Origin of the sequence: Streptomyces pseudovenezuelae (assembly GCF_029892565.1) — a bacterium.
In the GTDB taxonomy this organism is placed as follows: Bacteria; Actinomycetota; Actinomycetes; order Streptomycetales; family Streptomycetaceae; genus Streptomyces; species Streptomyces pseudovenezuelae_A.
In genome coordinates this window covers 358,298-370,649 of the sequence record NZ_JARXVH010000002.1, presented here as the reverse complement: position 1 = coordinate 370,649, position 12,352 = coordinate 358,298, and the positions used below count along the sequence as shown (strand labels likewise).

Annotated in this window: 9 protein-coding genes; 6 read left to right on the top strand and 3 right to left on the bottom strand. The window is 69.9% G+C overall.

Annotated features, from left to right (window positions below; all coding sequences use genetic code 11):
* Positions 1 to 4: 4 nt before the first annotated feature.
* Positions 5 to 916: a hypothetical protein gene (locus M2283_RS06415; protein ID WP_280875072.1), complete on the bottom strand. Its 912-nt coding sequence runs from the start codon at positions 914 to 916 to the stop codon at positions 5 to 7.
* Between the two features lie 387 nt (positions 917 to 1,303).
* Between M2283_RS06415 and M2283_RS06410 the strand changes: the two genes are divergently transcribed.
* Positions 1,304 to 3,370 (top strand): non-reducing end alpha-L-arabinofuranosidase family hydrolase, encoded by a 2,067-nt coding sequence (locus M2283_RS06410; protein ID WP_280875070.1) that lies wholly within the window; start codon positions 1,304 to 1,306, stop codon positions 3,368 to 3,370.
* Between the two features lie 48 nt (positions 3,371 to 3,418).
* Here the strand turns inward: M2283_RS06410 and M2283_RS06405 are convergent, their stop codons facing one another.
* The gene (locus M2283_RS06405) at positions 3,419 to 4,159 is read right to left on the bottom strand and encodes a GntR family transcriptional regulator (RefSeq protein WP_280875068.1); all 741 of its coding nucleotides are present in this window, start codon (positions 4,157 to 4,159) and stop codon (positions 3,419 to 3,421) included.
* Between the two features lie 179 nt (positions 4,160 to 4,338).
* Between M2283_RS06405 and M2283_RS06400 the strand changes: the two genes are divergently transcribed.
* The 5 genes from M2283_RS06400 to M2283_RS06380 are packed head-to-tail and all read left to right on the top strand — an operon-like array spanning position 4,339 to position 9,824.
* Positions 4,339 to 5,523 carry an ABC transporter substrate-binding protein gene (locus tag M2283_RS06400; protein WP_432423033.1) on the top strand — a complete coding sequence of 395 codons (1,185 nt, stop codon included), beginning with the start codon at positions 4,339 to 4,341 and terminating at the stop codon, positions 5,521 to 5,523.
* A complete protein-coding gene (locus M2283_RS06395) occupies positions 5,520 to 6,419 on the top strand; it encodes an ABC transporter permease (protein ID WP_280875066.1) in 900 nt (299 codons plus the stop codon). Before M2283_RS06400 ends, M2283_RS06395 begins: the two co-directional genes overlap by 4 nt.
* Entirely contained in the window at positions 6,404 to 7,222 is an 819-nt protein-coding gene (locus M2283_RS06390; RefSeq protein ID WP_280875065.1) for an ABC transporter permease, read from the top strand. Before M2283_RS06395 ends, M2283_RS06390 begins: the two co-directional genes overlap by 16 nt.
* 3 nt (positions 7,223 to 7,225) lie before the next feature.
* The gene (locus tag M2283_RS06385) at positions 7,226 to 8,305 is read left to right on the top strand and encodes an ABC transporter ATP-binding protein (protein ID WP_280875064.1); all 1,080 of its coding nucleotides are present in this window, start codon (positions 7,226 to 7,228) and stop codon (positions 8,303 to 8,305) included.
* A 31-nt stretch (positions 8,306 to 8,336) separates the two neighbouring features.
* Positions 8,337 to 9,824 (top strand): HAD-IA family hydrolase, encoded by a 1,488-nt coding sequence (locus M2283_RS06380; protein ID WP_280875063.1) that lies wholly within the window; start codon positions 8,337 to 8,339, stop codon positions 9,822 to 9,824.
* A gap of 6 nt (positions 9,825 to 9,830) precedes the next feature.
* Here M2283_RS06380 and M2283_RS06375 read toward each other — a convergent pair whose 3' ends face one another.
* Positions 9,831 to 12,101: a M4 family metallopeptidase gene (locus M2283_RS06375; RefSeq protein WP_280875062.1), complete on the bottom strand. Its 2,271-nt coding sequence runs from the start codon at positions 12,099 to 12,101 to the stop codon at positions 9,831 to 9,833.
* Positions 12,102 to 12,352: the final 251 nt, after the last annotated feature.

Genomic DNA, 12,352 nt, shown 5'->3' with positions numbered 1-12,352 from the left:
GGCGTCAGGAGCGACGCGTGCGACGGCCCATGTACAGCGCACCGGCGCCGAGGGCGACGACCGCCGCCGCACCGCCGGCGATCGCGCCGACCGGCGCGTTGGAGCCGGTCTCGGCCAGCGGCGGGCCGCTCGGGCTCGACGCGGGCTTCGGCGCGTTGGGCGGCGTCGTCATGGGCGGGACGTCCGGGGTGGTGGGCGGCGTGGTGGACGGCGCCGGGGTGGGCGGCGGGGTCGTCTCCGCGGGCGGGGTGCTGCCGGCGGGGGTCGAGGGCGACGCGGGGCTGCTGGGCGTCGTCTCCGACGGCGTCGGCGACTCGGGCGTGCCCGGGGTGCACTCCTTGTCGCCGCCGTTCCAGGCCGCTATGAGGTGGTACGGCGTGTTGACGTTGCCCGGCTGGTACGGCAGCGGACCGTGGCCCGTGCCCGTCTTGCCGTCGTAGGAGATGTCGTCGCCGTACAGGTCGATCTGGCCGTAGCAGTCGGGGGACTTGACCGACAGCTTCTGCCAGGTCCGGCCCTTGTCGTCGGAGCCGGCGAGGTCGTCGGCGGTGAGGTAGACCGTGGCCTTGTCGACCATGGCCTGGTGGCCCGAGGTGTACCAGTTCGGGCCCTCGGTGGTGTATTCGGCGAGGGAGACGGGGTAGGTGCAGCCGTCGGCCACGGTCTGGCCCGGCGCGAGCCTGACCTGGACGGTGCCGGGGATGGTCTCCCACTGAAGGAAGCCGCCCTCCGACGTCCAGTCGGCTCCGACAACGTTTCCATCGGCACCGACGATGCGGTACTGGACCGTGGCGGCGTTGCATTCCGCGCCCGTGGTGGCGCTGGCCGTGCCCGCGCCGACCACGGGCACGAGGGCGGCGGCGAAGACGGTTGCGGCGAGGACGGCAAGGGTTCTGGGTTCTTGCGAACGCGACAAGATGAGCCTCTGTGGAAAAGAAGGTGTGGGAGGTGGCAAAAAACGCGGGAGGTACGCGGCCGGCAGCGACAACGGCATGCGTGACCGAGCCACTCGCGTCACTTCGCTCAGTTCAGTCACAGCGAAGGTGTGGGCTGAATTCTTGTCACCTTCCACAACTCCCGTCAATCCTTCACCAGTTGCCCACGACCTGAAGGTCATCATCCGTCCCCGTGTATGACCAAATCGTGATCTGAGCATGGGGCATTCGAAAGATTTCGAAGTGAAAAGCGAATGCTGCGAGAAGGATTGACGCAGACCACAGGACGCGTCACTCATGTGTCATGAGCGGTTCAAGAAATTCGGTCCGGACCGCTCGCATCCGCACTCACCCGTACGAGGAGACACATGAGCGCACCGAGGAGAGTGAGCCGACGCCGAGCCTCCGCGTTAGGCCTGCTGGCCGCCGCCGCACTGGTGGCGACCGGCACCGCGACCGCTGCCCCGACCTCCACGACCACCTCCGCACCCACCGCGATCCAGGCCACCACGCTGGGGGCCCAAGCCGCCCAGTCCGGGCGTTACTTCGGGGCCGCCGTGGCCGCCGGCAAGCTCGGTGACGGCACGTACGCGACCATCCTGGACCGCGAGTTCTCCATGGTCACGCCGGAGAACGAGATGAAGTGGGACACGACGGAACGCACGCGAGGCTCGTTCAACTTCACACCCGCCGACCAGATCGTGAGCCATGCGACCGCGCACGGTCAGCGCATGCGCGGCCACACGCTGGTCTGGCACTCCCAACTGCCCAGCTGGGTCAGCTCCATCACGGACGCCAACACGCTGCGCAGTGTGATGAACAATCACATCACCACGCAGATGGCCCACTTCAAGGGCAGGATCTATGCCTGGGACGTGGTGAACGAGGCGTTCGCCGACGGCAGCAGCGGCACCCACCGCAGCTCGGTCTTCCAGAACCTGCTGGGCGACGGCTTCATCGAGCAGGCCTTCCGCACCGCACGGACCGCCGATCCCGCGGCCAAGCTCTGCTACAACGACTACAACATCGAGGACTGGAGCGCGGCCAAGACGCAGGGCGTCTACCGCATGGTCCGCGACTTCAAGTCCCGTGGTGTGCCCCTCGACTGCGTCGGCTTCCAGGCGCACTTCGGCACCAGCGGCCCGCCGGCGAGTTTCCAGACGACGTTGTCGAACTTCGCCGCGCTCGGGGTCGACGTACAGATCACCGAGCTGGACATCGCGCAGGCGCCGACGGCCGCGTACGCGAACACGGTGAAGGCCTGCCTGAACGTCTCGCGCTGCACCGGCATCACCGTGTGGGGCATCCGGGACAGCGACTCCTGGCGCAGCGGGGTGTTTCCGCTGCTCTTCGACAGCGGCGGGAACAAGAAGCCGGCGTACAACGCCGTGCTCACCGCGATGGGCGGCACGGCGACGCAGAGCACGGCCGGCACGCACACCGCAGCGACGGAGGCCGATTCACCCAGGTCCGCCAACGCCCTTCCAGGGAGTTTCAGTTGGAGCTCCAGCGGCGTGCTCGTCTCCCCCAAGTCGGACGCCACGCACACCATCGCCGGGATCAAGAACCCGTCGGTCGTCCAGTACAACGGCAAGTACCACGTGTTCGCCAGCACGGCGAGCGCCTCGGGCTACAACCTGGTGTACCTGAGCTTCAGCGACTGGTCACAGGCGGGCTCGGCCACGCACTACTACCTGGACCGCAGCGCCATCGGCACCGGATACCGGGCCGCGCCGCAGGTGTTCTACTACGCGCCGCAGAAGCTGTGGTACCTCGTGTACCAGAACGGCAACGCCGCGTACTCCACGAACACCGACATCTCCAACCCCAACGGCTGGAGCGCACCCCGCACCTTCTACGCGTCGATGCCGGACATCATCAGGCAGAACATCGGCAGCGGCTACTGGGTGGACATGTGGGTGATCTGCGACAGCGCGAACTGCTACCTGTTCTCCAGCGACGACAACGGGCATCTGTACCGTTCGCAGACGACGGTGTCCCAGTTCCCCAGCGGGTTCACCAACACCGTGATCGCGGCTCAGGACTCCAACAAGTACGCCCTGTTCGAGGCGAGCAACGTCTACAAGGTGCAGGGCAGCAGCCAGTATCTGCTGCTCGTCGAGGCGATCGGGTCGGACGGGCGACGCTACTTCCGGTCCTGGACGGCTTCCGGTCTCGCCGGGTCGTGGACGGCGCTGGCCGCGAGCGAGGGCAATCCGTTCGCGCGGGCGAGCAACGTCGCTTTCCCCGGCGGCACTTGGACCAAGGACATCAGCCACGGCGAGATGATCCGCGTCGGCTACGACCAGACGCTGACGATCCCGGCGTGCAAGCTCCAGTACCTGTACCAGGGCCTGGACCCGGGTGCGAGCGGCGACTACAACACGCTGCCGTGGCGGCTCGGGCTGCTCACGCAGACCAACTCGGCCTGCTGACCGGCCTCTTGCGGGCCCGGGGCATCCCACCCCGGGCCCGCGTCCGCCTCACTCGGCCGTCTTGCGGGCCAGCGCGTTGTTGCCTATCGAGTTGTGCACGCTGAAGCTCACGGCGTCCGAGCGGTAGCGGTCGTCCGACCACTCCACCGGGCGGCCCTCCCGGGTCGTGGTCACGCGGCGCACGCGCAGCAGGGGGTTCGTACGGCGGATGTCGAGCAGCTCGGCATCCTGTGCACTGGCGGCGACGGCGTCGATCACGTGCTCGCCGTAGGCGAAGACCAACCCCGTGCCCTCGAAGAGCAGTTGGGTGACCGACGGGGCGTCCGGGTCGATGCCCTCGACGGCGGGCGAGATCCAGTCGGCGTACACGGTCCGCTCCACCAGGACCGGCTCGCCGTCCAGTCCGCGCACCCGCAGGACGTGCAACACCGGTACACCCGGACGCAGTTGGAGCCGGGCGGCGTCCTGCGCGCTGGCCGGCAGATACTCCTGGGCCACGACCCGGCCGGTCGCCTCCCGGCCCATCGCACGGGCCCACTGGGCGAAGCTGCGCAGCTCGGCGAAGCTCTGGCTGCGGCGGCTGGCCAGCACGACCCGGCGGGCGCCCTGGCGCGAGCCGATGAGGCCCTCGGACGTCAGCGCCGCGACCGCCTGCCGGACCGTGCCGCGCGAAACGCCGTACCGGGCGGCCAGCTCGGTCTCGGCGGGCAGCCTGCCGCCGACCGCGTACTCCTCGCGGTCGATCGCCTGGCGCAGTTCGTCTGCGATCTCCTCGTGTCGCGTCGACACTGTTCCCCTCCGAGTCGGCCGCTGTGCACAGAGTGATCAGCCTAATCGAGCACCATGTGTGAACGCGCTTGCCTGTGAATGTGCAGGGAATCGCGGGTCACGATTTCGCCAATGTTTACGGGCAGGACACCATCGACCGCATTACTGGGGCCAACTTGTTCAGACAAGTTCTCAGCTCTGTGCGTCCCCTGCGCCCCCCTTCTGGAGTCCCCGTGTCCCAGTCGAGAACAGCCGTCCTGACCGGCTCCCTCGCCGTCCTCGCCGCACTCGCCCTGAGTGCCTGCGGCGCCGCTCCCGACAACGAGTCGACCACCGCGGACGGCAAGAACGCCGCCACCGCCACCTCCGCAGCCGACTTCGGCGGCATGGACGCCCTGGTGAAGGCGGCCAAGAAGGAGGGCACGCTGCACGCCATCGCCCTCCCCCGCGACTGGGCCAACTACGGAGCCCTCATCGACGGCTTCACGAAGAAGTACGGCATCAAGATCACGGACGAGAACCCGGACGGGTCAAGCCAGGACGAGATCAACGCCGTGACCTCCCGCAAGGGCCAGGACCGTGCGCCCGACGTCCTCGACCTCGGCAGCTCCTTCGCGCTGAGCGCCGCACAGCAGGGCCTGCTCGCGCCGTACAAGGTCGCCTCCTTCGACGAGATCCCCGAGGGCCAGAAGGACCCGAAGGGGCAGTGGTTCAACGACTACGGCGGCTACATCTCCATCGGCTGCGACGCCAAGCGGGTCAAGGCCTGTCCGACCACGTTCGCGGACCTGCTGAAGCCGCAGTACAAGGGCCAGGTCGCGCTCAACGGCAACCCGACCAAGTCGGGTTCGGCGTTCGGTGGCGTGTATGCGGCGGCGCTCGCCGGCAAGGGCTCCTTCGACGACATCCAGCCCGGTCTGGACTTCTTCGCCGAGCTGAAGAAGAACGGCAACTACACGCCCGTCGAGTCGACCCCGGCCACCGTCGAGAAGGGCGAGACGCCCATCTCCATCGACTGGGACTACCTGAACGCCGGTTACGCCGACGAGTTCAAGTCCAAGGGCGTCGACTGGAAGGTCTCCATCCCGAGCGACGGTCAGTTCGCGCAGTACTACTCGCAGGCCATCAACAAGGACGCCCCGCATCCGGCGGCCGCCCGCCTGTGGCAGGAGTACCTGTACAGCACCGAGGGCCAGAACCTGTGGCTCAAGGGGTACGCGCGTCCGGCGCTGATGACCTCCATGGAGTCGGCCGGCACGCTCGACAAGACCGCCGCCGCCAAGCTCCCGCAGGTCAGCGGCACGCCGTCCTTCCCGACCGAGGCCCAGCAGAGCAAGGCCAAGACGGTCATCGCGCAGGGCTGGGCGAAGGCCGTCTCCGGATGACGGCCACGCTCACGCGGGCCGACGTGGTTGCCGCCGCTTCCTCGAAGCGGCGGCGCCGCGTTCCCGGCTGGATCGCCGTGGTCCCGCTGCTCGTCTTCGTCGCGGTCGCCTTCGGGGTGCCCGCCATCGCGATGCTGAACGGCGCCTTCACCGTCAAGGACCAGACGACGGGCGCCACTTCGTACAGCACCGTCAACCTGACCGACTCGCTGCAGGGCGCCTACCTCACCGCGCTGGTGGGCAGCGTCAAGCTGTCCGCACTCGCGGGCGCCCTGGGCACCCTGCTCGGTCTGCCGCTGGCGCAGGTCGTCGTCACCTCCCGCTTCCGCGCGCTGCGCGAGGCCGTGCTCACCGCCTCCGGAGTGCTCGCGAACTTCGGCGGTGTCCCGCTGGCCTTCGCGTTCGTCGCCACGCTCGGCAACGCCGGTGTGCTGACGACCCACCTGGGCCTGAAGGACAAGGGCTGGGACCTCTACAGCTTCTGGGGTCTGGTCCTCGTCTACCTGTACTTCCTCATCCCCCTGATGGTCCTCACCATCACCCCGGCCCTGGAGGGCCTGCGCACCCAGTGGCGCGAGGCAGCGCAGAACAACGGCGCCACCGGCGTGCAGTACTGGCGGCACGTGGCCCTGCCGGTGCTGCTGCCCTCGCTGCTCGGCGGGTTCGTCCTCCTCTTCGGCAGCGCGTTCGCCGCCTACGCCACCGCCGCGGCCATGGTGGGCAGTTCGGTCCCGCTGGTCACCCTGCAGATCGCCGACGCCATCTCCGGCAACGTGCTGGTCGGCCAGGAGAACGTGGCCCTCGCCCTCAGCCTCGACATGGTCCTGGTCGCGGGCCTGGTCATGGCCGTGTACCTGCCCCTGCAACGACGGAGCGCGCGATGGCTGGACGCCTGAACCTCTGGCGGTGGGTCGTCCTCGCCCTCGCCGCCCTGTACTTCCTGGTGCCGCTCGCCGCGTCCGTGATCTTCACGGTCGACGTGCCCGGGCAGGGCGTCACCTTCGACGCCTACACCGAGATCGTCTCCGCCGACGGCTTCACCACCAGCCTGGTCCTCTCGCTGGAACTCGCCGCCGCCACCATCGCCGTGGTCCTGCTGCTGATGGTGCCCGCCATGGTCGCTCTGCGGCTCGGCGCGCCCCGCCTGCGGCCCGTCGTCGAGGTGATCTGCTCGCTGCCGCTGGTGGTGCCGCCGATCGCGTTCGTCGCCGGCATCGCGACCGTCCTCAAGTGGGGGCCCGACCACCTCTCGCGCACCCCGCTGTTCCAGACCTTCGTCGCAATCCAGAACCCGGACTTCCCCTTCATCCTCGTTCTCGCGTACGTGGTGATGGCGCTGCCGTTCGTGTACCGGGCGCTCGACTCCGGGCTGCGGGCCATCGACGTGAAGACCCTCGTCGAGGCCGCCCGCAGCTGCGGCGCGAACTGGCCGCAGGCGCTGGTACGGACCGTACTGCCCAATCTGCGCGGGGCGTTGCTCAACGCCTCCTTCCTCACGCTGGCGCTGGTGCTCGGCGAGTTCACCGTGGCCCAGCTGCTGGGCTTCCAGCCCTTCGCCGTCTGGATCTACAGCGTCGGCGGGTCCAACGCCCAACTCTCCGTCGCCGTCTCCGTGCTCAGCCTGGTCGTCACCTGGGCACTGCTCCTCACGCTCGCCGGTGTCGGCGGACGTGACCGAACCGCTTCGTCCCGGGGATGAACCATGACCGCCACCACGCTTGAGAAGACCACCACGGAGAATGCGGCCACCGTCGAATTCCGGGGCCTGCGCCGCGAGTTCGGCCCCACGGTCGCTCTTGACGGACTCGACCTGACCGTCCGCCCGGGCGAGTTCCTGGCTCTGCTCGGCCCGTCCGGCTGCGGCAAGACCACCGCCCTGCGCATGCTCGCCGGGTTCGAACACCCCACCTCCGGCGAAGTGTTGGTCGACGGCAAGGACGTCACCGACGTGCCCGCGCATCGCCGCGACGCCGGGATGGTCTTCCAGTCCTACAGCCTCTTCCCGCATCTCAACGCCCTCGACAACGTCGCCTTCGGACTGCGCATGCGCAAGGTGAACAAGGCCGAACGGCGGTTCCGCGCGAACGAGTTGCTCCACCTTGTCGGGCTCGGCGACAAGGGCGAGAGCTTCCCGCACCAGCTCTCCGGCGGCCAGCAGCAGCGCGTCGCCCTGGCCCGCGCGCTCGCCCTGCGTCCGCGCGTCCTGCTCCTGGACGAGCCACTGTCGGCGCTCGACGCCAAGGTGCGCCTCAACCTGCGCGAGGAGATACGCCGGCTCCAGCAGGAACTGGGCATCACCACCCTCTTCGTGACACACGATCAGGAAGAGGCGCTGTCCATAGCCGACCGGGTCGCCGTAATGCGCGCCGGGAAGCTCGAACAGTGCGCCGCGCCCGCAGAGTTGTACGGCCGGCCCGCGACCGCGTTCGTCGCCGAGTTCGTCGGCACGATGAGCCGGCTCCCGGGGCGGCTCACGGACGGCACGGTCGAGGTGCTCGGCCAGCGTCTGCCGGTCGACGGCGAGGCACCGGCCGGTCCCGACGTGGACGTGCTCGTACGGCCCGAGGCGATCCACGTGCACGCCGACGAGACCGGGGACGCGCGTGTCCTCGGCACCGCCTTCCTCGGCGCGGTCGTCCGCGTCGGCGTACGGCTCGGCGACGGCACCGAGGTCAAGGCCGACCTGCCCACGCACGAGGCCACCACGCTGGGCGCCGGAGTCGCCGTGCGGGTGTCGCTGCCGCAGCGGCCGGTACTCGTGGCAGAACGCGTCAACCCGTAGGGCCAAGGCGCCCGTACCGAAAGAGAGAAACGTGACCCCCCACACCCAACTCCCGCTCCAGGCCGTCCTGTTCGACATGGACGGAACGCTCGTGGACACCGAGCGACTGTGGTGGGAGGCGGTGGAGCAGGTCGCGGGCAGGACCCTGACGGACGTGGACCAGCCGGAGGTGCTCGGCCGTCCGGTCGAGCACACCGCCGGCTGGCTCGCCCGGGCCACGGGCGCACCGGCGGCGGACCTCGCGGCCGCACTGCACCGGGAGTTCGCCGCCCGCGTCCGCACCGGCATCGTGCCCCGCCCCGGCGCGCTCGACCTGCTCGACGCCCTGGCCCACGACGGCGTCCCCACGGCGCTCGTCACCGCGTCCCCCCGCGCGGTCGCCGACACCGTCCTGGACGCCCTCGGCGCGAGCCGCTTCGCCGTCTCCGTCACCGCCGAGGACACCCCGCACACCAAGCCCGCCCCCGACCCCTACCTCGCCGCCTGCCGCGCCCTCGGCGTGGACCCGGCCCACTGCGTCGCCGTCGAGGACACCCCGACCGGCGTCAGCTCCGCCGAGGCAGCCGGCTGCGCGGTCCTCGCGGTGCCGTCGCTCGCCCCCATCGACCCGGCCCCCGGCCGCACGGTCGTGACCAGCCTCGAAGAGGTCACCCCGGACCGGCTGCGCGGCCTGGTCGCCCCGCGCCTGCGGGTGCTCAGCTGGAATCTCTGGCTCGGCGGCAGCCCGATCGACGACCACCGCGCCAAGCAGCTCAAGGTCATCCTGGACACCGAGGCCGACGTCGTGGGCCTCCAGGAGACGGCCGGCACGGCGGCCCGGGAACTCGCCGACGCGCTGGGCTGGCACCACCACGAGGCCGGCGAGAACCTCGGCATCATCAGCCGACACCCGATCACGGCCCGCCTCGGCGACCCGGACGTCGGCTTCTACGGAGCGGCCGGCGCCCGCATCCGCGTCGGGCACGCGCGCGAGGTGGACGTATGGACGGCTCACCTGCACTACACGCCGTACGGCCCCTACGAAGCCGCCTTCGACGGGCTGCCAGCGGACGAGCTGATCGCCCATGAGGACGTGCGGCTCGCGCAGATGCGTGAGGCGCTGCGGCAGATCGAGGAAGCAGCGGAGCCGGACGTACCCGTGGTCATGACCGGGGACTTCAACTGCCCCTCGCACCTGGACCGTTCGGACGTGGCGTGGCCGGTGACGCGGGCGGCCGAGGCTGCCGGACTGCGCGACTCCTACCGCGAGGCGCACCCCGATCCGGTCCGCGTCCCCGGCCACACCTGGTCACCGATCCACCCGGTGAACGAGGACGACCCCGCCCTCGCCGAGCCGCAGGACCGGATCGACTACGTCCTGCACAACGGCCGTGGCCTCGAAGTCGTCGACTCCCGCACGGTCGTCACCGGTGTCCCGCGCGCGTGGCCCGACGTGGCCGGAAACGACTGGCCGTCGGACCACGCGGCGGTTCTCACCACGTTCACGCTGGGCCTGCCGGAAGGGCCCAGCGCCGGGTGAGACCTATCAGGGAGCCAGGTACCACTTCTCGATGTAGCCCACGTCGATCGACGCACGGTCCTGGACGCGCAGCTTCCAGGTGCCGGCGACGGGCTCGGCGGAGGCGTTCACCGTGAAGGTCTGGTCCACGTTGTCGGCCGAGCCCCCGCTGCGGTTAAGCAGCGAGTAGACCGTGCCGTCGGGGGCCACCAGGTCGACCGTCAGGTCACCGCGGTAGGTGTGGACGATCTTGACGTAGACCTCGGTGGTCGCCGAGGCGTTGCCCTCCCGCTCGGGGACCGTCACCGCGGACTCGACCGCGGCTCCCGCGTCGGGGATGTCGACCCTGGTGGAGTTGGAGAACAGGTTCGCCACCCGCCAGGACAGCGACTTCGTCGCGGTGGAGCCGGTCTCGTCCGTGACCGTCACCGTCACGTCACTGGTACCCACCGTGGTCGGCGAGCCGGTGACCAGACCGGTGTCGCTGATCGACAGGCCGTCCGGCAGGCCGGTCGCCGAATAGGTCAGCGCGGAGCCGGAGTTGGTGGTGTAGGCGTCGACCTGGAGGGAGACCTGCTCGCCGACCCCGGTCGTCTGGTTGGCCAGCGGGCTGATGTTCACGCCCGGCGCGACCCGGCTGCCCACGTTGATCGCGGCCCACGCGTCGGCCACGGCCAGGTAGGTGGGGCTGTACGCGCCGAACAGGTCGGTCGCGGCCTGGAGGGTCGCGGTGCGCGCGGCGGCGTAGTTGGTGGAGGAGGTCATGTACGTGGTGAGCACCCGGTACCAGATCTGCTGGGCGTTCTCGATGCCTATGCCGGTGACCGGAAGGCCGTCGGAGGTGGGGCTGTCGTAGGCGACCCCGTTGACGGTCTTGGCGCCGCTGCCCTCCGACAGGAGGTAGAAGAAGTGGTTGGCCGGGCCCGAGGAGTAGTGGACGTCGATGCCGCCGAGCGAGGCGTCCCAGTTGTCGCGGGACGCGCCGTCCTTGGAGGGCTTGTCCATGTAGCGCAGCGGGGTGCCGTCGCCGTTGATGTCGATCTTCTCGCCGACCATGTAGTCGGGGACGTCGGCGGGCAGGTCGGAGTGGAACTCCACCGCGGCGGCGAAGATGTCGGAGGTCGCCTCGTTCAGGCCACCGGACTCGCCGGAGTAGGTGAGACCCGCGGTGGCGCTGGTGACGCCGTGGCTCATCTCGTGCGCGGCGACGTCGAGGGCGGTCAGCGGGTGCGTGTTGCCGGAGCCGTCGCCGTAGGTCATGCAGAAGCAGGCGTCCTGCCAGAAGGCGTTGACGTAGTTGTTGCCGTAGTGGGCCCGGCTGTAGGCGGCGACGCCGTCGTTGCGGATGCCGTTGCGGCCGAAGACGTCCTTGTAGTAGTCCCACGTCGCCGCGGCACCGAAGGCGACGTCCACACCGGCCGTCTGACGGTTGGTCGGGGTGCCGTCGCCCCAGACATCGTTGTCATCTGTAAAGAGGGTGCCCGTACCGGAAGTGCCCTGGTTGAGGTCGTAGGTGCGGTGCCCCGCGCGGTCGCCGTCGACGAGCTGGTACGTCGAGCCGGAGAGCGTGGTGCCCAGCGGGACCGTTCCGTTGAACTGCCCGGTGCCGGAGCCGGTCTCCACACCCTGGTAGCGGAACAGTTCCTTGCCCGTCTTCGCGTCCGTGACGACGTGCAGCTCACTGGGGGTGCCGTCGTCCTGGAAGCCACCGACCACCGACTCCCAGGCCAGGGCGGGCTTGCCGTCGGCGGCCCAGACGACCAGGCGGGGCGCGTTGTTGACCTTGGGCGACTTGGCCTTGGCCTTCTCGGCGGCGGCGAGGGCCTTGCCCTTGGCCGCGGCCGAGGTGACCATCGGCGTGGTGGTCGACAGGTCGAGCTTCGCGTTGGTCGCCTTCGACGCCGTCGTACGGCCGGCCTTGTTGTGGACCACGAGGTCGCCACCGAGGACGGGAAGGCCGGCGTACGTCCGCTCGTAGCGGGTGTGCGTGGTGCCGTCGGCGTCCCGGATCACGTCCTTGACGACGAGCTTCTCCCTGGAGCCCAGGGCGAGGCCCTTGGCCGTGTCGCCGGCCGCCGCGGTGGCCTGCTTGAGAAGCGCCGTGTGCTGCGCGGGACTGAGGGCCGCCGGGGCCGCGCCCGAGCGGGGGGTGGCGTGGATCTTCGCGGGGCCGGGGTCGGCGGGGGCCGCGCCGGCGATGCCGGTCTGGACGCCGGTGGCCAGCATCGTGCTCGCGGCCGTGAGGGCCAGCGCGACGGTGTATCTGGAACGGTGCGAGAAAAGGTGTTGCCTGAACAAGGCGTTCTCCCTCTGCAGCGGTCGGCCTCGGGTCAAGGCCGGAGCGAGCGGTCGGCCGGGTGTGGCCGTCCGGCGGCGCGCGGGTGCGCACGCACGGCACGAGCGACGCCCGGATGGCGCCGGGACTCGGCCGCGCGCGAGAAGGGGTGGGGGGATGGGAAGAGGTGGGGGGTGGGGGGTGGAGATGGGGGGTGCGGGAAATGTGGGGGGTGTGAAGCACAGGTGAACCTGCGGACAGCAGAGTGACATCC

Excerpts from the sequence above, each read along its gene's own strand:
- M2283_RS06410 (WP_280875070.1), top strand. The coding sequence starts at position 1,304 with ATGAGCGCACCGAGGAGAGTGAGCCGACGCCGAGCCTCCGCGTTAGGC.
- M2283_RS06395 (WP_280875066.1), top strand. The coding sequence starts at position 5,520 with ATGACGGCCACGCTCACGCGGGCCGACGTGGTTGCCGCCGCTTCCTCG.
- M2283_RS06390 (WP_280875065.1), top strand. The coding sequence starts at position 6,404 with ATGGCTGGACGCCTGAACCTCTGGCGGTGGGTCGTCCTCGCCCTCGCC.
- M2283_RS06385 (WP_280875064.1), top strand. The coding sequence starts at position 7,226 with ATGACCGCCACCACGCTTGAGAAGACCACCACGGAGAATGCGGCCACC.